Raw genomic sequence first — 20,632 nt, 5'->3', positions numbered from 1 at the left:
CCAGCGATAGGGCCTGGGAGAACGCCCAATTCCTTAGCTTCGATCCTCACCCTTGCTGTCCCCCGGCCCGCCCTTGGGCGCCTTGGCCGGCCCGACCGGATCCACCTGTGGATCCTCGAGATCCGGCGAATCCGGATCGAAACCCGGATCATCCTTGCCACTGGAATGCTCCGAAGAATGCGGCCCCTGGTCGTGGCGCGGCTTGTCGTGGTTCATGACGATGCTCCCGTAACGAATGTCCTGCGTTAGGTTGCATCCGGCCGCAGAGCGTTCCATCCATTTCCCTTGGCCCGCCAACCTTTACGACAATTCGTCGGCCCGTGCCGAATCGCGTTGAGCAGCGACACCGCAGCCCTCGTCGTACCTGTACGCAGGGCATCCTGTGTGCACACTTGAAACCGACATGAGGTGAAGGATCATGGCCAACGATCAAGGCAAACCCGCACACTCCAACCCGGGCAATTTCGCCAATGACCGGCAGAAAGCCGCCGAAGCCGGCCGTAAAGGCGGCCAGTCCTCGGGCGGCAATTTTGCCAACGACCGCCAGCGCGCGTCCGAAGCCGGACGTCTTGGCGGCCAGAACAGCCACGGCGGCGGACGCAAGAGCCAGTGACCGACCTGGGCCCCGCGGGGCCCTTTTTCATGGGGTGAAACCGTGGCGCCGGGCGCTCCACACCAGGCTCAGGGTGACCCCGAGCAACAGCACCAGTACAGGCGCGAACGCCACAACGCCAAGCTGCTTCAGCAACACGCCCCCGAGTATTCCGCCCCCGGCGATTGCCGAATTCCATGCCGTGACCAGCATCGACTGGGCCACATCCGCCGCCTCCCCCGCCGCCTTGGCCAGCGCGGTCTGGAACAGCGTCGGCACGCCGCCGAAGGCCAGGCCCCAGACCGCCACCGAAGCCAGGATCAGCATCGGGCTGTCGCTCAGACCCAGTACCAGGGCTGCCACGCCAAACAGCAGGGTACTGACCAGGGTCAGCACCCGCAGATGCCGGTCGATCAGCACGCCGGTGATCCAGATCCCCAGGAGCGATGCTGCGCCGAAGACCAACAGCACCAGGTCGGTCCGATCCCCCATCCCCGCCTCGGCCAGGAACGGCGCGATATAGGTGTAGAGAATGTTGTGCGCAAGCACGAACAGCAGCACCACCGCCAGCACCGGGCGCACCCCGCCCAGAGTGAAGACCTTGCCCAGCGACAAACGCTGTCCCGCGCCCTGCCCCGGAAAGTCCGGAACCTTGATCCGCACCCAGACCATCAAGCCCAGCGCCAGCAGGCTCATCAGCCCGAAACACAGGCGCCAGCCGACCAGGTTGCCCAGCCAGGTCCCCGCCGGCACACCCAGCGACAGCGCCAACGGCGTACCGACCATGGCGATGGCGATAGCCCGGCCTTTCTGCGCCTCGCTGACCATCCGCGCCGCGTATCCGGCGACCAGTGCCCAGAGCAATCCGGCGGACACCCCGGCAACGAAGCGCGCCGCCAGGGTCAGGCCGACATTGGCGGACAGGGTGGTGACGCCGTTGGCGACCACGAACCCGGCCAGCGCCGTCAGCAGCAGACGGCGCCGGCGTACGCCACGGGTAAGCGCAATCAGGGGAATGGCCGCGACCAGCGAACCGATGGCGTACAAGGTCACCAGTTGCCCGGCCAGCGCTTCGGAAATCCTCAGGTCGCCGCTGATCGCCGGCAGCAAACCGGCGGGCAACGCCTCGGTGAGGATGGTGATGAAGCCGGCCAGCGCCAGGGCCAGTAGCGCGGCGATCGGCAAGGGCGCCGCGTCGTCCATCAGGGTGGTGCTGGAAAGTGCCATGGTGCCGTCCTGTGCCAAATGAGGCGGCCATGCTGGAGCTATCGTCGATACAAGACAATAATGCCCGGACTCAAAACATATCGGACAAAATGTCCGCAATAGGCGCAGTGATGGAATCGCTCAACGGCATTGCCTTTTTCGTTCAGGCGGCGGAAACCCGCAGCTACTCGGCGGCGGGACGCCAGCTTGGGGTTTCGGCCTCGGCGGTGGGCAAAAGCATCTGCCGTCTGGAGCAGCGCCTTGGCGTGCGCCTGTTCCACCGCAGCACCCGCAGCATCACCCTGACGGCCGAGGGCTCGCTGTTTCTCGAACGCTGCCGGCGGATCCTGTGCGAAGTGGAAGCGGCCGAACTGGAGTTGTCGGAAACCTGGCAGGCACCCCGCGGGCGCCTGCGGGTCAGCCTGCCCCTGGTGGGCATGCTGGTGATGCCGGCGCTGACCGCATTCATGCACCGGTACCCGGAAATCGAACTGGACCTGGACTTCACCGATCGCCTGGTGGATGTGATCGACGAAGGCTTCGATGTGGTAATGCGCACCGGCGAGCCTGCCGATTCCCGGCTGATGTCCCGGCCGCTGGGCACCTACCACCTGCAGATCGTCGCCGCCCCGGACTACCTGGCCCGTCGTGGTACACCCCAGGTACCCGCCGACCTGGCGCAGCACGCCTGCCTGCAGTACAAGCTGCACACCACCGGCAAGTACGAGCCATGGCCGCTGAAGGATGCACAAGGCACTCGGGACTGGAAGCTGCCGGCCTCGATGGCCTGCAACACCTCCGCCGCCCTGGTCGACGTGGCCCTGGCCGGCCTCGGCATCGCCTGCCTGCCGGACTTCATGGTGCGTCAGGCGATCGCCCGGGGTGAGCTGGTGGCATTGCTGGAGGCGCATGTCGAGCACCAGGGCAGCTTCCGCCTGCTCTGGCCGTCGAGCAAGCAACTGGCGCCGAAGCTGCGGGTGTTCATCGACTTCATGTGCGCCGAGCTGTTCAAGCCGTCAGCCTGATTCCGCAGGGGACAGGGCAAAGGCGCTGCGGATGAAATGCTCCAGCTCGTCGGCCTGGAGAATCTCGATGGACAACTGCCCGAAGCGCTTGGGCAACCAGATGATCCGCACCCCGCTGGGCGAGTCCAGGTGCTCGCGCAGCAGCGGCTGGCCGTTCTCGTCCTCGGGCTGTTCGCCCTTGGCGACGAGTTCGTCATAGGCCACGAGGATATCCGGGGTGGTGTAGCACTGCCGGTAGATGGTGCCCTCGCCGCAGCGCAACAACAGGTCGTGGAGGTTTCCGGCCAGGGGCTGGACCAGGATGAAGCGCTCGCTGCCGAACAAAACCACCGCGTAACGCACATGCAGGCCGTCGCGCTGCCAGGTGAAGGGCCGCGAGACCTGGGCCGAAAACACCCGGGCGTAGTGGGCGCAGGCGCTTTCCAGGTCGGCGACGAGGATGTCGGTGTGGCTGAATTTCAGGTCCATGGTCGAGGTTCTCCGGCGACAGAAAGGAAGAGTAACCCTCGTTGGTCGCGCCGCGAACCTTGTGGGAGCGGGTTTACCCGCGATTGCAGTGGTGGATTCACCGGCGAATCGCGGGTAAACCCGCTCCCGCAGGATCTGCTGCTTACTCAAATCTGTTACATCCACCCCGCCAGCACCACCGGCAACCACACGAACGACAGCACGGTGGAGCACATCACCACATTCGCCACCTGCTCCGGCGAGCGGTTGGCGCGTACCGCCAGCAGGTAGTTGAACACCGCCACGGGCATTGCCGTCTGCATCACCAGGATCGCCCGCTCCAGGGTGTTCAGGTCGAGCAAGGCACCGATCCCCCAGCCCACGCCAGCACCGAGCACGATGCGCAGCGCGCCGATCAGCATGCCGCTGGCGACGTCGCTGAGACGGATGCTGGCCAGGGACACGCCGAGGGTCAAGAGCATCAGCGGGATGGTCATGCCGCCCAGCAGGTCGACGGTGTTGCCCAGCCACAGCGGCAACTTGATGTCGAAGAAGATCAGCGGCAAGGCCAGCACCAGGCTGATGACGATGGGATTCTTCAGCAGCGAGCGGAAGTTTGCCGCGCCACCTGAGATGGCGATGCCGAGGGTGAACTGGAAGCTCGACAGGGTCAGGAAGAATGCCACCGCCAGGGCCAGGCCTTGGTCACCGAAGGCATACAGCGCCACGGGCAAGCCCATGTTGCCGGTGTTGGGGAACATGAACGCCGGCATCAGCACGCGCCAGTGCTGGCGGAATGCGCGGCTGACCAGATAGCCGATACCCGCCATGACCACCATGCAGATCACGCAGGCCAGGGCCATGCTGGCGAACGCCGCCGGCTCCAGGCGGGTGCGGTGCAGGGTCGACAGCACCAGCGACGGCGTGCCGATGGTCATCACCAGGCTGGCGATGAAGTCCGTGGGATAGGCATTGCCCCGCCGCGCCCAGATAAAGCCGATCCCGGCGACAATAAAGACCGGTGCCAGAACGGCGAACAACGAAGCCAGCATGGGGCGTGTTCCTTGGCAAAAACAGCCATGCTAGGGGCCTGCGACCGTCTGACGCAAGGCCTTGCCGGACCTCGGGGACGTTGACCCGGGAATTTCATCACCGTAGGATAGCTTATCGTACACATGTACGAATGAAGATATCTCTGCGCAGGAAATCCCCGATGTCGATCCACGTCAGCGCCGGCGCCCGCCGTGCGCTTTATCTCCTGTTCCTGATTCCCGGGCTGACCATGGCCACCTGGGTCACCCGCACGCCGGCCTTGCGCGATGGCCTGGCGGCGTCCACCGAGCAGATGGGCCTGATCCTCTTTGGCTTTTCCGCCGGGGCCATGAGCGGGATTCTCAGCGCCGGCCCCTTGGTGGCGCGGCTTGGCAGCCATCGCCTGACCCTGATCGGTCTGCTCGCCCTGCCCTTGAGCCTGTGTGTGCTGGCAGCCGGCAGTGACCTGCTGAGCATGGCCGGGGCCTTTGCCGGGCTGTTCATCTTCGGCCTGGGCATGGGCTGGGCAGAGATCGCGGTGAATATCGAGGGCGCGGCGGTGGAGCGGGCGTCTGGGCGCTCGATCATGACCACCCTGCATGGTTTCTTCAGCCTCGGCACGCTGCTGGGAGCGCTGGCCGGGATGGCCATGACGGCCCTGGAAGTGCCGCTGGGCCGGCATCTGTGGACGATTGCACTGTTGTCGGTGTTGCTGGTACTGGCCTTGATCGGCAATGCGCCACGGCTCAGCGAGCAGGAAAGTACGGGGCATGCCAATGGATCGACCGCCCCATTACGCAACCTGCTCGCCGATCGCCGACTGCTGCTGATCTGCTTCGTGGTCCTGGCCATGGCCTTGGCCGAAGGCGCGGCGAACGACTGGCTGCCGCTGTTGATGATCGACGGGCACGGCTTCGCTCATACCGCCGGGACCTTGATCTACGTGGTGTTTACCCTGGGCATGACCCTCGGGCGCTTTGCCGGGGGCCGGGTGGTGGAGCGCCTGGGGCGGGCGGCGACCTTGCGCGGCAGTGCCCTGATCGGAGCGCTGAGCCTGGGGTTGATCGTGTTCTGCGATATTCAGTGGATTGCCGCGTCGGCGGTGGTCTTGTGGGGACTGGGCGCTTCGCTTGGATTCCCGTTGGCGATCTCGGCGGCCGGGGACAGTGGCCGGGACAGCGACCAGCGGGTGCGGGTGGCAGCGACTGCCGGGTACATGGCGTTTCTGGTCGGGCCGCCGTTGCTCGGGTTCATTGGCGAGCATTTCGGCTTGCGCCTGGCGATGCTGCCAGTGCTGGGGTTGGTGGCGATGGCGTTCGTGGTGGCGTCGGCGTTGCAGGATCGGCCGGGGAAACAGGCTGTGGTTTGATCTCGTTGGTTCGGGCCTCATCGCCGGCAACGCCGGCTCCCACAGGGTTCAGCGGCGCACGCGATACCTGTGGGCTTGCCAGCGATGAGGCCCGCGACATCACTCAGGAAACCGCCTCGATCAGCCGCAAAATCTCCCCCCGCTCCACCGGCGTTTTTCCCAGAGCATTGTGGATGGTGAAGCCCTCGATCAAGGCATCGATGGCCCGCGCCGCGCGCTCGTCGAAGTGCAGTTGCAGGGCCTTGCGCGACAGGGCCATCCAGTCATCCATGATGTGCATGTACTCGGGAAAGCGCGACACGAAGGAATACAGCTCGAAGATCAGCAGCATCTGCCCGGAGACCTTCCACAGGTCACCGCAGATCAGGTCCGCCACCACCTCCCGCGCCTGGGCCTTGTCGCGGGCTTCGCGCAGCTTGCTGTAATAGATCCCGGCAATCCCCTCGCTCATACGCACGAAGGCCGCGGCGATGATCTCGTTCATGCATGTGAAATGGTAGGTCACCGTGCCCGGCGACACCTTGGCCCGCGCGGCAATGCGCCGGGACGTCGCCCCGACCACGCCATCCTCGACGATCATCGCCAGGGCGGCGTCGATGATCACGTTCTTGATTTCAAGACCCAGGGAGTCCTCTTTGCGGGGTCGACCCATGTCTGCCTCGATGGTGCGGGGGGTTAGGGCGGGGAGGATAACAGGGTGCAGGTTTTCCAGGCAGCTCGAACTCACGGCTGCCGGCCGACCACCTCGATCCAGGTCAGCCCCATCCGTTGAGCCTGCTCCAGAATCTCCTCCGGCGTGGCATCGGCAGACGGCATGACCAGGCTGTTCTCGCCGTCGCCAAAGTGCAGCACCAGCAGGTGCATGGCGGCTTCGTGGAGCGGCAGCTCGGTTTGCTTGAGGTCGAAGGTATGGGACTGGGGTTTGTCGTTGAACAGGTAGTTGAGAGTGAAATGGGCCATGGAACGCTCCGGGCAATGGGCTAGGGACTGAAGCAACTGACCCACAGGTCAGCTTTTTGGTTCAGATCCTGTTCCAGACCTGGACCAGCCCGAGCAGATGAACCAGTCCGTAACCGGTGCAGATCAGCGAGCTGACGGCAATAAAGCGCCCAGTGCGCCCGGTATTGCGCAGGAGCACGGGCCCGAGGATACCGCGCAGCAGGTAGACCAGGGTGATCAGGCACAGCGCCGGGCGCAGCAGTGGCAGCGGGCCGATCACCCCGGCGCCGGACAAGGCGTACGCGGCCCAGACCGTCAGGACGGCGGCGATGAACAGGGTGATCAGGGTCGGGAGTTTCCGGCCTTTCTCGGCGGCGCGGACCATGCGCTCGCCGGCACCGAGAAGGCGGTAGCCGGCTGGGCCCTGCTGGATGCACCAGAGGTGCGCGAGGGCGGCGAGCAGGCTGAGGGTGGCGGCGAAAATCAGGGGGAGGTTGTGGTCCGTCATCTTGGGTGCTTCTCCTTGAAGGGCGTCAAGCATAAACACCAATCTCGGGGCTGACCAATAACCCTGTGGGAGCTGGCTTGCCAGCGATGAGGCCGACATGACAATGATGTTGTCAGATAGGGCCAAATCGCTGGCAAGCCAGCTCCCACAGGGTTCTGATGTGTCCTTAGGATCGGGGGCTTGACAGCTCTGCGAGAATGGAAGGAAACACCACCCTCGATACCGCGTCGAAAAGACAGGAAGACTCCCATGCACAACGACGAACTCAAGGCCCTGTTCGACCAGCAGGCCGCCGGCTACGACCAGCAGTGGGCCGGCATGGCGCCGATCCGCGACAACCTGCATTTCCTGCTCGGCTCACTGTTTACCAGCCTGCCGGACAATGCCCGGATCCTCGCCGTCGGCGCCGGGACCGGCGCGGAAATCGGCTATCTGGCCGCGCGCAATCCAGGCTGGCGTTTCATCGCCCTCGACCCTTCCGGCGCCATGCTGGAAGTGTGCCGCGAGCGGGCACAGCGAGAGGGCTTTCTGGAACGCTGCGATTTCCATGAAGGCTATCTGGAAAACCTGGATAGCGCGCCGACCTACGACGCCAGCACCTGCTTCCTGGTCTCGCAGTTTTTCCTCGATCCCGCCGCACGCAGCACCTTCTTCGGCGAAATCGCCCAGCGCCTGAAACCCGGAGGCCTGCTCGCCAGCGCCGACCTGTCGGCCGACACCGCCTCCCCCGCCTACGACACCCTGCTCCACGCCTGGATGTCGCTGATGTCCTCCGCCGGCGTGCAGCCGGAGGCGCTGGAGCGAGCCCGGGCCGCCTATGCCAGGGATGTGGCGATCCTGCCCCGGGAGCAGGTCGCACGGATCATCGAGGCCGGCGGTTTCAGCCATTCGCTGCCCTTCTTCCAGGCCGGCCTGATGCACGGCTGGATCAGCCGCCGCTAAGCTCCCAGACCCGCATCACCCGGGTGATCGCCGCATCGATCACGGCATGCGGCGTGTCGTCCCGGGCCAGGATCGAGATGCCCTGGAGGAAGCTGTCGAACACCGTCCCCAGCACCTCGGCCTGGGTCTCCCCGGGCAACTCGCCCGCGCTGATCCCGCGTTCAACACAACGCAGAAGCCCGGCCCGGGTACGCTGCCGCGATTGTGTCAGTGCTGACGTCACCCGGGCGTTTTCCGGACTCGGGGCACTCATCACCCCCAGCGCAACCATGCAGCCACGCGGGTGCCCGTCCTCGCATTGCATCCGCGCCGACTGGCGCAGCGCGGTTTCGATGGCCAGCCGCGGCGCCAGGCCTTCATCCCACAGGCATTCGGTGACCTGGGCGTAGGTCGCCAGGTAGCGCTTCACGCATTCGTTGAACAACGCCTCCTTGGAACCGAAGGCGGCATAGAAACTCGGTGCGGAAATGCCGCCACCCAGCCCGGCCTTGAGCTGGGCCAGGGAGGTGGCGTCGTAGCCATGCTGCCAGAACAGGTGCAGCGCCTGCTCCAGCGCCTGGTCACGATCGAAGGTGCGCGGACGGCCCATTTGCGCCATGGGGAAACTCCTCGGGACAAGGACTTCGATACTAGTTGATACATAAGTCGTTGACAACGCAGCCGCAGGCCCGCCAACATTTGTACCGATCGATATCTAACTCAAGGAACCTTTCCCGTGACCGCCTCGCTCTCCCTCCCCGCGACAGACCAGCGCCTGCCCCTCGGCGCCCTGCTCGCCCTGGCCATGACCGGCTTTCTCTGCATCGTCACCGAAACCCTGCCGGCCGGATTGTTGCCGCTTATCAGCGCCGGGCTCGATATTTCCCCGTCCATGGCCGGGCAGATGGTGACCGCCTATGCCCTCGGTTCGGTGCTGGCGGTGATCCCCATGACCATCGCCACCCGCGGCTGGCGGCGACGCAATGTGCTGTTGCTGACCATCGTCGGTTTCCTGCTGTTCAACTCCATCACCGCCCTCTCCTCCCACTACGGCGTGACCCTGGTCGCACGTTTCTGCGCCGGGGTCTGCGCAGGCCTGGCCTGGAGCCTGCTGGCCGGCTATGCCCGGCGCATGGTCGCGCCGCATCAGCAAGGCAAGGCCCTGGCGGTGGCCATGGTCGGCACACCGATCGCGCTGTCCCTCGGCGTGCCGCTGGGCACCTGGCTGGGCAGTGCCATGGGCTGGCGCGCGACCTTCGGCCTGATGTCGCTGCTGACCCTGGTGCTGATCGCCTGGGTGCTGGTCAAGGTCCCGGACTATCCGCCGCAAGCCGCGCACCAGCGCCAGTCCTTGCACCAGGTGCTGACCACGCCCGGCGTGCGTCCGGTACTGGCGGTGGTGATCAGCTGGATGCTGGCGCACAACATTCTCTACACCTACATCGCGCCGTTCGTAGCCCAGGCCGGCCTGGAAACACGGGTTGACCTGGTGCTGCTGGTGTTCGGCATGTTCGCCCTGGCGGGCATCTGGCTCACGGCGAAACGGGTCGAACCGGCACTGCGGGCAACCACCCTCGCCAGCCTCGTCGGCTTTGCCGCAGTCACCCTGGTCTTCGCCCTGTGCGCCGACCAGCCCCTGGTGATCTACCTCGGCGTGGCCGCGTGGGGGCTGAGTTTCGGCGGTGCCGCGACCCTGCTGCAGACCGCCCTGGCCGATGCTGCCGGGGAAGGTGCGGATGTCGCCCTGTCGCTCAACGTGGTGGCCTGGAACAGCGCTATCGCCGGCAGCGGCGTGGTCGGCGGAGTGCTACTCGACCACTGGGGCGCGGCAGCCTTCCCGTGGGCGATGCTGGTACTGATCGGCATTGGCTTGCTGATCGCCTGGAGTGCCCATCGCCACGGCTTCACCCCGGGGCCGAGAACCCCGGGGAGCGCGGCGGCGAGCGGGCACTGAGCACGTGCCTCGGGCGCGTGGCGCATCGTCTGTGACTACTCCATGCTCCCGCACCCAAGGCCGTCGCGATGCAAGACATGCTGCAAGAGATCCTCGACCAGGTCCGCCCCCTGCTCAGCCAGGGCCAGGTCGCGCAATACATCCCCGCCCTCGCCCAGGTCGAGCCGAACCAGCTGGGCATCGCCGTGCACAGCCTGGACGGCCAGTTGTACTGCGCTGGCGACGCGCATACGCCGTTCTCGATCCAGAGCATTTCCAAGGTCTTCAGCCTGGTCCAGGCCATCAACCACAGCGGCGAGGAGATCTGGACACGGCTGGGCTACGAGCCGTCCGGGCAGGCGTTCAACTCGCTGGTCCAGCTGGAAGTGGAAAAGGGCCGGCCGCGCAATCCGTTCATCAATGCCGGGGCCCTGGTGATCTGCGATATCAACCAGTCGCGCTTCGCCACCCCGGCCCTGTCCATGCGCGACTTCGTCCGGCGCCTGGCGGGCAATCCGCGGATCGTCAGCGATGCCGTGGTGGCCGAATCCGAGTACCAGCACCGCGCACGCAACGCCGCCATGGCCTGGCTGATGACCGCCTTCGGCAATTTCCATAACGATGTGGATGCAGTGCTGCGCAGCTATTTCCATCACTGTGCGCTGTCGATGAACTGCGTGGATGTGGCGCGTGGTTTCGCCTTCCTGGCCAACAGCGGCTATTGCCCGCATAGCGGCGAGCAGATCCTCAGCCCGCGCCAGGCCCAGCAGGTCAACGCGATCATGGCCACCAGCGGGCTGTATGACGAAGCGGGGAATTTCGCCTATCGGGTGGGGTTGCCGGGCAAGAGTGGTGTCGGCGGCGGAATCGTTGCAGTGGTGCCGGGGCGCTACAGCATCTGCGTGTGGTCGCCGGCACTGAATGCCTCGGGGAATTCGCTGGCGGGGTTGCGGGCGCTGGAGTTACTGAGCGAGCGGATTACCGGGTCGGTGTTTTCGGCGGTGCCGTAGAGGCGGGGCTGCGCGAGTGTCGCCAGCGACACGGCCCTTGCAGACACACCAATAAAAAAGGCCGCCGGGTCTCCCCGGCGGCCTTTTTCATTACAGGTTCCGACTTACTTGTTGTAAGTCATCACCCCGTCTTCGCCTTCGACGAAGCCGTTGTACGGCGTGACCTGCTTGGTCGTCAGCAGGCCCGCATCGAACAGCTTCTCGGGACCGGTCTGCTGGACGATCGCCGGCTGCAGCAGCGCTTCCATGAAGCGACGGCTTTCGGCCAGGCTGCCGCCGATGACGCGGCTGCCCAGGTCGACCTGCGACGAGTCGTTGACGTCGCCCATCAGCTCCTGGATCAGCGCGGCATTGCCGTTGTCCGCCTTGATCGACACCTGCCATGCGCGCACGTTGGCCACGCCCGGCATGTTGTCGAGGACCTGCGGTGCAACGAACACCACCTTGCCGCCACCCATGTTGTTGGCCGTCTGGATCGACGCCACCTTGATGGTCTTGCCACCCTGGTAGCTGACGGTACCGGTGTCGGTGCTGGTGGTGCTGCCGGCCGCCATGACCACGTCACCGCTACCCGTGACGCTGACATTGCCGCGACCGCTGGTGCTGATATCGGCGTTCTGGTTGACGTTGGTACCGCTCAGGGCAATGTTGCCCGCGCCGCCATTGCTGACCGCACCGTTGACGTTCAGGTCGCCAGCGCTAGTCAGGGCGATGTTGCCCTGGGCAGTCGACAGACCGCTCACGTTCAGCGCCGCAGTCGAGGTGCTGTTCAGGTTGGCACCGCCGTTGCCGCCGTTACCCGCCAGGGTCCGGACGTTGACGTCGAACGCGTTGCCGCTCTGGCCGACGCCGCTGGCCGCGACCAGGTTGGCGCTCTGCGCGTTGACGTTGCTCGCCGCGTTGCCGTTGGCATCGAGGATCGCACCGGCGTTGGCGTTCAGGTTGACCGCATGACCGCTGGCATTGACCACATCCACACCGATGTTGCCGGTGCGGCTGGTGACCGAGACGTCACCGTTGGCGCTGTTGACGGTCAGGCGATTGAGGCCGTCGGCCTCGTCGATGGCGATGTTGCCGCTGCCGGTGACCTGGGCGTTGACGCTGCTGCCCTGGGTCTGCGTAGCGATGCCATTGCTGGCGGTCAGGTTCAGCGCGTTGCCCTGGACCCGGGTGTTGGCATTGCCATCGTCGACCAATTGGCCGTTTTCGGCAGACAGGCTCACCGAGCCGCTACCGCTGACCGCACCCACGGTTGCGTTGCCGTCGGCCACGCTGACCGAGACATTGCCGTTGCCGGTACGCACCTGCTCAAGGGTGACGGCCTGGCTCTGCGCCAGGTTGACGTCGCCGCCGCTGGTGCTGGCCGCCACGGTGCTGCCGTGCAGTTGCAGTGCGCCCTGCTCGCCGTTGCCCAGGCCGGTAGCGGCATTGAGCTCGACGCGGTCACCGGTGATCCCGGTGGCCTGGGCCACACGGGACAGCAGGCGAGCGAAGAAGCTCGGCTGAGCCTGGGTGACGATGGCGCCGCTGGTGGAAGTCAGGCTGACGTTGTGGCTGCCGGCATCGACGGTCCGCACGGCCATGTCGCCACCGGCGTTGACGCGGATGTTGCCATCAGCGGTGCTCAGGCGATTCAGGCTGATGCCGTCGTCTTCGGCCAGGACCACATCACCGCTGCCGTTGACCCGGACCGTGGCGCTGTCCACCGCAGTGTGCAGGTTGACACCGGTTTCGGCGTTGACGTCCAGGCTGCCGCCCTTGACCAGGCCACCGGTGGCGGTAACCACCTTGCCGCTGGAGTTCAGCGAGAGGCTGTCGCCCTGCAGTTGCTTGACGCTGATATCACCGGCGCTGACCGCCACTTGGCCATTGGCCGCAGCGACGTCGTCGAGGGTGATGGCGTTGGCTTCGTCGACCACGATCGAACCGCTGCCAGCCTTGGCCACCAGGGTGTCGATATCGGTACGCAGCGCATCGTTGGCGCCGATGCTGCCGCCCGCGTTGGCGGTCAGTTGCTTGGCCGTGACGTTGCGTGCCGCAGTGCCCTGGACCTGGATGTCACCGGTGGTGGCGGCCAGGTTGACGTTGCCGTCGGCAGTGCGGATCTCGTCGATCAGCAGGTTGTTGCCGGCCGTGTAGGTCACGTCGCCCTGGCCGTTGACCAGGGTCTGCGCGCCAACGCTCATGATCAGGTCGCTGCCAGCGCTGGCATTGACCTGACCGCCAGCGGTCTGCACCAGCGCTTGCTGGGTCAGGTTGCCGACCAGCGCCTTCAGGTCAACGTTGCCGCCGCCGGTGCTCACCTGCTGCAGCGTGGCGTTGCCGCCAGCGCTGTAGTCGATGTTGCCGGTGCCAACCACGCTGGTGGTGGCTTCGGTGCTCAGGTCGCCGTCGGCATGGGCAGTGATAGCGCCCGCGCCGGTCTGCACCAGCGCGTGCTGGGTCAGGTTGCCGGTGGCCTTCAGGTCGATGTTGCCGGTACCGGTGCTCACCTGCTGCAGGCTGACGTTACGGCCAGCGCTGTAGTCGATGTTGCCGGTGCCAACCACGCTGGTGGTGGCTTCGGTGCTCAGGTCGCCGTCGGCATGGGCAGTGATAGTGCCCGCGCCGGTCTGCACCAGCGCGTGCTGGGTCAGGTTGCCGGTGGCCTTCAGGTCGATGTTGCCGGTACCGGTGCTCACCTGCTGCAGGCTGACGTTACGGCCAGCGCTGTAGTCGATGTTGCCGGTGCCGACCACGCTGGTGGTGGCTTCGGTGCTCAGGTCGCCGTCGGCATGGGCAGTGATAGTGCCCGCGCCGGTCTGCACCAGCGCGTGCTGGGTCAGGTTGCCAGTGGCCTTCAGGTCGATGTTGCCGCTGCCGGTGGTCACCTGTTGCAGGTTGGCGTTACCGCCAGCGCTGTAGTCGAGGTTACCCGCACCGATCACGGTGGTGTCGTCTTCAGTGGTCAGGTCACCGTCGGCATGGGCGACGATGTTGCCGGCAACGGTTTGCACTACGGCGTGCTGGACCAGGTTGCCGCCAGCCTTCAGGCCGATATTGCCGCCACCGGTGGTTACCTGCTGCAGGCTGGCGTTGCCGCCGGCGCTGTAGTCGATGTTGCCGGTGCCGTTCACGGTGGTGTCGGCCAGAGTGGTCAGGTTGCCGTCGGCCTTGGCGGTGATGTTGCCAGCACCGGTCTGCACGAGCTGGTTCTGGATCAGGTTGCCGCCTGCCTTCAGGTCGATGTTGCCGGCCGAGGTGGTGACTTGCTGCAGGTCCAGGTTACCGCCAGCGGTGTAGTCGATAGTGCCGTTGCCAATGACAGCGGTCGGCGCCAGGGTGGTCAGGTTGCCACCCGCGTTGGCGGTGATATTGCCTTCGCCGGTCATGACCAGGGCGTTTTGGGTCAGGTTGCCCGCCGCGCCCAGGTTGATGTCGCCAGCGCCGGTATTGACCTGCTGCACGTTCAGGTTGCCGAAGCTGAGGTAGGTGATGTCGCCGGTCCCGATCACATTGGCGGTGTCCAGGGCCGTCACGTCGCCCAGCGCACCGATGCGGATATCGCCTTCAGCGGTCTGCACCAGGGCCATCTGGGTCAGGGCGCCCAGGGCGGTCAGCTGGATATTGCCCGCCACATCCACCAGCACCTGCCGCTCGGCCACCAGGTTACCGCCGGCATGGGCGGTGATGTTGCCTGCGTCGGTCTGCACCAGTTGGTGCAGGGTCAGGTCCCCGGCTTCGGCTTTCAGGTCGATGTTGCCGGTAACGGCATCCAGGCGTTCCAGGCTGGCGTTGCCACCGGCCTTGTAGGTGATGTTGCCGTTGCCCTGGGAAGCCGAGAGCACGCCCGACTGCATGACGATATCGCCACCGGCCTTGACCGAGAGGCTGCCGTTGGTAGCCAACAGGGAAGCGTTCTGCTCCAGGTTGCCGCCCGCTTGCAGGCTGATCGCGCCGTCGACGCTGCTGACCACGCCTTCGTTAACGGTGAGGTTGCCGGCAGTGCCGACCTCGATATCGCCGCCGTTGGCGGTGACACCGACGATGGACGGGTTGCCCAGGTTCGCGGTGACGCCGCCGATGACCAGGTCGCCGTCCAGGTCCTTGACCTTGACGCCGCCGTTACCGGTTTGCGCGACCAGCTTGTCGACCTTGACGTTCAGCGCCTTGTCGGTACCGATGCCGTTGATCGCCGACAGGGACAGGTTGCCCGCGTCGATATTGCTGTCGTCGCCGCTGCCGGCGTTGGTGATGGTGTCGCCGGATACCAGGGTCACGGTGTCGCTGGCGGTGCTGATGCGACCGACGTTCAGCGCGCCAGCGGTGGTCACGGTGACGTTGCCCTGCTCGGTTTCCAGGGTGCCGATGGTCAGGCTGTCGGCTTCGGCCAGGTTGACCTCGCCGCTGGCGGTGACATTGACGGTGTTGACCTTCAGGTCCAGGTGACGGTTGGCGTTGCTGCCCACCGCGCCGACGCTGCCGGCCGCGTTGATGTTCAGGGTGTCGGCGACGATCAGGGTGGTGTTGTCCTGGTCATCGGAGACCGCGCCATCGGCATGCAGGTCGATGGTGCCAGTGCCGGCACCGGCGTCGAGGCTGCCCACCACCACGGCACCACCGGCCTTGAGGTCGATGTTGCCGCTGGCGGTCTTCAGGTTGCGTGCAGTCACGCCGTTGGCTTCACGCACGGTGATGTTGCCAGCGTTGGTGATGTCGGCGTTGAGGGTGTCGACTTCAGTGTCGAGGTCGATATTGCCGGCGGCCTTGGCCACCAGGGTACCGCCCTGGACATTGCGCTCGACGGTGTTGCCGTCGACGATCGCGCCATCGGTGGCAGTCAGGCTCACGGTGTGGCTGTGAGTGCTGTCTTTCACCAGTTGGTCGATCTTCAGCGAGCCATCGGTGGTGACGCTGATATCGCCGGCACCGGTGATGCCCTTGACCGCGCCCTGGGTACCGATGGTCAGCAGTGCGCCGCCATTGGCGTTGACGATGGCCACACCGCTGTTGCCGGCGTCCGCTGCAACACGGTCAGTCTTGGTGTTGACCGCTTGCAGGGCACCGATGCCGTTGCCGGCGACCATTTTCAGGTCAGGGGTGACCAGCACACCGCCCTGGCCGAGGATGGCCTGGCCAGCCTTGAGGCTGATGGAGGTGTTGCTGTTGACGGTACCGACCACGCCGACGTTGCCGGTGGCTTCGGCGACGATCTTCTCGCCGGCGGCGACGGTGATGTCACCCAGGCCCAGGCTGCCGGTGGAGTTCAGGTACAGGCTGGAGTCGATGACCCCGCCGTTGTTGATGTCCAGGCGATTGGCGGTGATGCCCAGCGGTTTGTCGGCGGAGCTGTCGATCTGCTGGTTCAGGTCGTAGGCGGCCACGGCCTGCTTGCGCACCTGGAGGGCGGCGTCGCGGGCAGTGTTGGCCTTGAACACGGCGAGATCGGCCGTGGCCTTGGAGGTCGCGGTGGTGTCGCGGATCTGGGTGGTGGTCGCCAGGTTGGTGGCGGCGGTGTAGACCGCAGCGTTGGCCACGTCCAGGGTGTTGTTCAGCTCGACCAGCAGGTCCTGCTGCGGCGCCAGGCTGTAGCGCTCGTAGCTGTCCAGGGCCAGGGAAGCGGCGGACATCACCAGGTCGACCACGGCGAAGGCGGCGTCGGCACCGGCGTCACCGGAGAACGGCACGGCCTGGGCGGCACCGGCGATCACGGCGGCGGCGTTGCGCACCACGGTGGCAGCGTTCAGCGCGGTGTTCAGCGCGTCGGCCTTGGCGGACATGCTGTCGACCTTGGCCGCCTGGGCGTTGGCGTTGATCTCGGACAGACGCTGGGTCAGTTCGGCCAGGCTGTTCTGCAGGGTCGCCGAGGTGACCAGCGCCTCGTAGTCCTTCAGTTGCTGGATCAGGATGTTCAGTTGCAGCAGCTTGGCCGCCGCTTCCGCGTCGCGCGCCGAGTATTCGGCGATGGCGGTGTCACGGGTCAGCTCGGCGGTGTGCTCGCTCGGGGTGCTGGCAGTCAGGCTGACGTTATTGCCGCGGATGTTCTGCGCAGTACCGTTGCCGTCGAGGATCACGCCGCCGGCCGAGGCCACGGTGACGTTGCCGGTGCTGCCGGCATCGAGCATGCCGATGGTGATGTTCGACTGCGCCTGCAGGGTGATGTTGCCGCCGTCGGTCTTCAGGTTGCCGGCGATGATCACGCCGTCGTAGCCAGGGACCTGGGAACTGGCCTTGGAGGTGGCGATCAGGGTGATGCTGCCGCCACCCGGCAGGTAGATGGTGTCGTTCTGGTTGAGGAAGACGATGTTGCCCGAGGTCGCCTTCAGCACCAGCGAGCCGCCATCCATGGTGATGGTGCCGCCGTTGTTGTCGAGGATGGTGATGGCGGTAGCGACGATGTTGATCGCGCTGGTGCCCTTGCCGGTCAGGGAGCTGGCGTCCACGGCCACCGCGCCGGCGTTGGTCGCGGTCACGCCCGCGCTGCCGCCTGCGGCGGAGAGGAAGCTGACGTCCAGGGCGAGGTCACCCTGCTGGCCGATGCCGTTCGGCGCGCTGATGTCCAGCGAGCGGGCGACGACGTTGGCCTTGCTGCGGTCGGTACGGCCATCTTCGATGCTGCCACCGGCAGCGATCTTGACGTTGTTGCCGCCGGCATCGACGTTACCCAGCTTGATGGAGCCATCGGCGTCGATCTGGATGTCGCTGCCGGTGCCACCGCTGGTGACCTGGACCAGGGACAACAGGTTGCCGTTGCTCTGGCGTGCGTAGATACCGCCGTTGGCGGCGTCGATCACCAGGTTGTCGACCTGGATTTCCAGGGCGTCGCCGCTGGTACCGAAGGATTTCACCGCCGCGGTCAGGCCGCTGGTGATGAAGTTGGCGGCGCTGCCGTTGCCGTCGGTGACGTTGCCGGTGACCTTGAAGTCGATGGTGCCGCTGGCCTGCAGTTGGCCAACCACGGTGTCACCCGCGTTCTGGAAGGCGATCTTGCCGCTGGAGGCAAGCACGTCCAGCAGGCTGATGGCGCCGCTGTTGGAGAAGTTCACGTCGCCGCCGGTGGCGGTCAGGTTCACTGCGCCGCCAGCTACCTGGCTGGACAGGGCCTTGCTGCTGGTGCCGATGGAGGCACCGGTAACGTTCAGCGAGCCGGCCGAGATCGGCGTGCCCACGGCGTCGGCGGCAGTGGTCACGGCACCACCGGCGCTGAGGTCCACGGCTTTCTTGGCGATGACCGAGTTGACTGCGAGGTTGCCGGTCTGGGTCGCGGTGATCGCGCCGTTGGTGGCGTTGGCCTTGGCGGTCAGGGTCAGGTCGCTGGAGGTGTTGGCGAGGTTGACGGTGCCATTGCGGCTGGTCACGTTCAGGCTGCTGGCCTGGGTGGCCAGGGCCGTACCAACGGCGCCGACACTGCCGGATGCGTCGATGACCACGTCCTTGCCGACCACGCTGCCGCTGCCCTGGGTGATATCACCGGCGGCGGTCAGGGACACGTTCTTGTCGGCACCGGCGTCGATGCCATTGAGCTTCAGGCCGGCGGCGGTGTTGGCGAAGGACAGGTCCAGCGCCTGGGTGCGGTTCAGGGTCAGGGTGCCGAGGGTGCGGCTGTAGACCAGCGAGCCACCGGTGAAGGCGACGTTGGTGTCACCGTTCGGGGTGGTTACCGACAGTGCGCTCAGGGCCTTGTCGTTGGTCGCGTAGACGCCGGCCTGGGCGGCGGTGGTAGTGGCGGTCAGGGTATCGACGCTGGTGCCCAGCTTCTTCGCCGAGGTACCGATGCCGGACTTGCTCGAAGCAGTCAGGTCCTTGGCGGTGACGTTGGTGGTCGAGCCGCTGGCGGAGATGATGCTGCCGTTGTCGGCATTCAGGGTCACGGCGCCGCCGGTGGCGGTGAGGCTGCCGATGGTCATGTTGCCCTGGGTAGCGTTGAGCACGACGTTGTTGTCGGTGCCGGCAGCGGTGATGGTGCCGACGGTCAGGCCGTTGCTTTCGCTCAGGTACACGCCGCCGTTGCCGGCCGCCGCGTTGACGGTGTTGCTCTGGGTGCTCAGGGACTGGGCGGCGTCACCGATCTCGCCACCGGCGGACAGGTTGACGCTACGACCGACCAGCGAGGTGCCGGCCTGGGCGGCAAGGATGCTGCCGGTGTCGGAGGTGACGCTCAGGCCGTTGGTGGCCGAGACGGTACCGGTGAGGATCACGCCTTCGCTGGCCTGGACCTTGACGTTCTTGGTCCCGGTGCTGCCGTTGCTCAGGGTGATCGCGCCGCTGTTGTCCACCGCGCCGGACACCGAGGACTGGCCGTTGATGGTGATCTGCTCGCGGGCGACCACGTCGCCAAGGATCAGCGCGCCGTCGTTCTTGACGTTGATGCCGCCGTTCTGGGTCGAGGCAGAGAGCACGCCGACCTTGGTGTTGACCGCGGTGCTGTCGCTGCCGACCGCGCCGTCGGCGACCAGCTTGGCCGAGTAGCCGGTGACGTTGGCCTTGGAGGTGTCCGCAGAAGTAATGGAACCGTTCTGCGCGGTGATCACCACGCTGCCGCCAGCTGCCGGGGTACCGGCCTTGACGTCGCCCAGGGCGACGCCGCCGCTGACGTCGGTGACCAGCACGTTGCCACTTTGCGAGGAAGCGTTGAGCACGTCGGCATCGACGGTGAGCGCGCCTTCTTCGGAACCGATCGAGGCGCCTTCGTCCTTCACGCTGAGGTTCAGGGTACCGGCGCGGGTCGAGCTGTTGGCGCCGGTGGTGATGGTCTTGCCGGCGGTCAGGGTCGCGGTGGTCGCCGCTGCGGTGCCGACGCCCTTGATCACGTTGTTCTGGACGATGTCGCCCGCTTCGATGGTCAGGTCGGTGGCTTCGATGATGCCGCTGTTGTTGACCACCGAGCTCATCAGGCCGCTGGCCGAGTTGCCCTGCATCAGCACGGTCTGGGCGGTCACGGTGCCGCTGTTCTTGACGCCGGTCAGGTCGTTGCCGGTGGCGGCGGCCAGGGTGTCGGCGCTGACGCTGAAGTTGATCAGGTTGCTGCCTTGCAGGTTGACCGTGAAGCGGTCACCGGCGGCCATGGTCACGCGGCCGACGTTGGCGATGACGAAGCCGGAGTTATCGACTTTTGGCGCGACCAGGTAGACGAAACCACCGCTACCCGCGGTGATGGTGCCCTGGTTGGCGACGCTGGCCAGGTCCTTGCCGGCGACCTGGGCGAAGTTCAGCTGGCCGCCGTCGATGAAGCTCTGGTCGGTGACGTCGAAGGTGGTGGCCAGCAGGCCGGCCACGTCGACCTGGGAGCCGGCACCGAAGACGATACCGTTGGGGTTGATCAGGAAGATGTTGCCGTTGGCCTGCAGGGCGCCCTGGATGTTCGAGACCTGGCTGCCCAGCACCCGGTTCAGGGTGATCGAGTCGTTACCGGCGTTCTGCGCGAAGCGCACCAGTTCGCCCGCGTCGATGCTGAAATCGGTCCAGTTGATGATGCCCTTCTGCAGGGCCTGGGTGATCACCAGCTCGTTGTTGTTCATGGTGCCGATGCTGATGCCGCCCTGCACCGCGACGCCGCCGGTCGGGCCTGCCAGGGCAACCGAACTGGTCGCGCCGATGACGGAAACCGAAACCGCCTTGATGAATCTCTGTGTGCCTTTCTTCTTGCGGGACATAAGTACTTACCTGTGCAA

14 protein-coding genes and 1 pseudogene are annotated in these 20,632 nt (G+C 65.9%); 6 read left to right on the top strand and 9 right to left on the bottom strand.

Annotation, left to right across the window (positions count from 1 at the left end; all coding sequences use genetic code 11):
* Positions 1-33: 33 nt before the first annotated feature.
* Positions 34-216, bottom strand: coding sequence for a DUF6021 family protein (locus PSEMO_RS22160; RefSeq protein ID WP_075805120.1), 183 nt, complete (start codon positions 214-216; stop codon positions 34-36).
* Between the two features lie 238 nt (positions 217-454).
* Between PSEMO_RS22160 and PSEMO_RS22155 the strand changes: the two are divergent.
* A pseudogene (locus tag PSEMO_RS22155) lies at positions 455-613 on the top strand (general stress protein); the annotation flags it as partial.
* A 27-nt stretch (positions 614-640) separates the two neighbouring features.
* Here PSEMO_RS22155 and PSEMO_RS22150 read toward each other — a convergent pair.
* Positions 641-1,819: an MFS transporter gene (locus tag PSEMO_RS22150; protein WP_218641249.1), complete on the bottom strand. Its 1,179-nt coding sequence runs from the start codon at positions 1,817-1,819 to the stop codon at positions 641-643.
* Positions 1,820-1,929: 110 nt separating this feature from the next.
* On the opposite strand from PSEMO_RS22150, the gene PSEMO_RS22145 reads away from it, so the two are divergent.
* A complete protein-coding gene (locus tag PSEMO_RS22145; protein WP_075805118.1) occupies positions 1,930-2,823 on the top strand; it encodes a LysR family transcriptional regulator in 894 nt (297 codons plus the stop codon).
* On the opposite strand, the gene PSEMO_RS22140 is transcribed toward PSEMO_RS22145, so the two are convergent.
* Both PSEMO_RS22140 and PSEMO_RS22135 read right to left on the bottom strand, forming a co-directional pair.
* Complete coding sequence (locus PSEMO_RS22140; protein ID WP_075805117.1) at positions 2,815-3,291, bottom strand: methylmalonyl-CoA epimerase; 477 nt, start codon at positions 3,289-3,291, stop codon at positions 2,815-2,817. The genes PSEMO_RS22145 and PSEMO_RS22140 overlap by 9 nt on opposite strands.
* Positions 3,292-3,446: 155 nt before the next feature.
* Positions 3,447-4,322, bottom strand: coding sequence for an AEC family transporter (locus PSEMO_RS22135; RefSeq protein WP_075805116.1), 876 nt, complete (start codon positions 4,320-4,322; stop codon positions 3,447-3,449).
* A 161-nt stretch (positions 4,323-4,483) separates the two neighbouring features.
* On the opposite strand from PSEMO_RS22135, the gene PSEMO_RS22130 reads away from it, so the two are divergent.
* Positions 4,484-5,671, top strand: a complete 1,188-nt coding sequence (locus tag PSEMO_RS22130) for an MFS transporter (RefSeq protein WP_075805115.1) — start codon at positions 4,484-4,486, stop codon at positions 5,669-5,671.
* Between the two features lie 103 nt (positions 5,672-5,774).
* Here PSEMO_RS22130 and PSEMO_RS22125 read toward each other — a convergent pair whose 3' ends face one another.
* The 3 genes from PSEMO_RS22125 to PSEMO_RS22115 form a co-directional block, all read right to left on the bottom strand.
* Positions 5,775-6,323, bottom strand: a complete 549-nt coding sequence (locus tag PSEMO_RS22125; protein ID WP_075805114.1) for a TetR/AcrR family transcriptional regulator — start codon at positions 6,321-6,323, stop codon at positions 5,775-5,777.
* A gap of 71 nt (positions 6,324-6,394) precedes the next feature.
* Complete coding sequence (locus PSEMO_RS22120) at positions 6,395-6,631, bottom strand: hypothetical protein (RefSeq protein WP_075805113.1); 237 nt, start codon at positions 6,629-6,631, stop codon at positions 6,395-6,397.
* A gap of 61 nt (positions 6,632-6,692) precedes the next feature.
* Entirely contained in the window at positions 6,693-7,118 is a 426-nt protein-coding gene (locus PSEMO_RS22115; protein WP_075805112.1) for a hypothetical protein, read from the bottom strand.
* 249 nt (positions 7,119-7,367) lie between these two features.
* Between PSEMO_RS22115 and PSEMO_RS22110 the strand changes: the two genes are divergently transcribed.
* A complete protein-coding gene (locus PSEMO_RS22110) occupies positions 7,368-8,060 on the top strand; it encodes a class I SAM-dependent methyltransferase (RefSeq protein ID WP_075805111.1) in 693 nt (230 codons plus the stop codon).
* Here the strand turns inward: PSEMO_RS22110 and PSEMO_RS22105 are convergent.
* Positions 8,047-8,658: a TetR/AcrR family transcriptional regulator gene (locus tag PSEMO_RS22105; RefSeq protein WP_075805110.1), complete on the bottom strand. Its 612-nt coding sequence runs from the start codon at positions 8,656-8,658 to the stop codon at positions 8,047-8,049. The two genes, PSEMO_RS22110 and PSEMO_RS22105, sit on opposite strands and share 14 nt — an antisense overlap.
* Before the next feature lie 117 nt (positions 8,659-8,775).
* Between PSEMO_RS22105 and PSEMO_RS22100 the strand changes: the two genes are divergently transcribed.
* Both PSEMO_RS22100 and glsB read left to right on the top strand, forming a co-directional pair.
* On the top strand, positions 8,776-9,993 hold the full coding sequence (locus tag PSEMO_RS22100) for an MFS transporter (protein WP_075805109.1): 1,218 nt from the start codon (positions 8,776-8,778) through the stop codon (positions 9,991-9,993).
* Between the two features lie 68 nt (positions 9,994-10,061).
* Complete coding sequence (glsB, locus tag PSEMO_RS22095; RefSeq protein WP_075805108.1) at positions 10,062-10,982, top strand: glutaminase B; 921 nt, start codon at positions 10,062-10,064, stop codon at positions 10,980-10,982.
* A 104-nt stretch (positions 10,983-11,086) separates the two neighbouring features.
* Here the strand turns inward: glsB and PSEMO_RS22090 are convergent, their stop codons facing one another.
* Positions 11,087-20,614: a beta strand repeat-containing protein gene (locus PSEMO_RS22090; RefSeq protein ID WP_081430307.1), complete on the bottom strand. Its 9,528-nt coding sequence runs from the start codon at positions 20,612-20,614 to the stop codon at positions 11,087-11,089.
* Positions 20,615-20,632: the final 18 nt, after the last annotated feature.

This window comes from Pseudomonas putida (genome assembly GCF_001941965.1).
Taxonomy (GTDB): domain Bacteria; phylum Pseudomonadota; class Gammaproteobacteria; order Pseudomonadales; family Pseudomonadaceae; genus Aquipseudomonas; species Aquipseudomonas putida_L.
Note: the sequence above shows the minus strand (reverse complement) of the source record. Positions and strands in the feature narration are given on the sequence as shown.

Coding starts and splice junctions, on each gene's coding strand:
- PSEMO_RS22160 (WP_075805120.1), bottom strand. CDS start 216: ATGAACCACGACAAGCCGCGCCACGACCAGGGGCCGCATTCTTCGGAG.
- PSEMO_RS22150 (WP_218641249.1), bottom strand. CDS start 1,819: ATGGCACTTTCCAGCACCACCCTGATGGACGACGCGGCGCCCTTGCCG.
- PSEMO_RS22145 (WP_075805118.1), top strand. CDS start 1,930: ATGGAATCGCTCAACGGCATTGCCTTTTTCGTTCAGGCGGCGGAAACC.
- PSEMO_RS22140 (WP_075805117.1), bottom strand. CDS start 3,291: ATGGACCTGAAATTCAGCCACACCGACATCCTCGTCGCCGACCTGGAA.
- PSEMO_RS22135 (WP_075805116.1), bottom strand. CDS start 4,322: ATGCTGGCTTCGTTGTTCGCCGTTCTGGCACCGGTCTTTATTGTCGCC.
- PSEMO_RS22130 (WP_075805115.1), top strand. CDS start 4,484: ATGTCGATCCACGTCAGCGCCGGCGCCCGCCGTGCGCTTTATCTCCTG.
- PSEMO_RS22125 (WP_075805114.1), bottom strand. CDS start 6,323: ATGGGTCGACCCCGCAAAGAGGACTCCCTGGGTCTTGAAATCAAGAAC.
- PSEMO_RS22120 (WP_075805113.1), bottom strand. CDS start 6,631: ATGGCCCATTTCACTCTCAACTACCTGTTCAACGACAAACCCCAGTCC.
- PSEMO_RS22115 (WP_075805112.1), bottom strand. CDS start 7,118: ATGACGGACCACAACCTCCCCCTGATTTTCGCCGCCACCCTCAGCCTG.
- PSEMO_RS22110 (WP_075805111.1), top strand. CDS start 7,368: ATGCACAACGACGAACTCAAGGCCCTGTTCGACCAGCAGGCCGCCGGC.
- PSEMO_RS22105 (WP_075805110.1), bottom strand. CDS start 8,658: ATGGCGCAAATGGGCCGTCCGCGCACCTTCGATCGTGACCAGGCGCTG.
- glsB (WP_075805108.1), top strand. CDS start 10,062: ATGCAAGACATGCTGCAAGAGATCCTCGACCAGGTCCGCCCCCTGCTC.
- PSEMO_RS22090 (WP_081430307.1), bottom strand. CDS start 20,614: ATGTCCCGCAAGAAGAAAGGCACACAGAGATTCATCAAGGCGGTTTCG.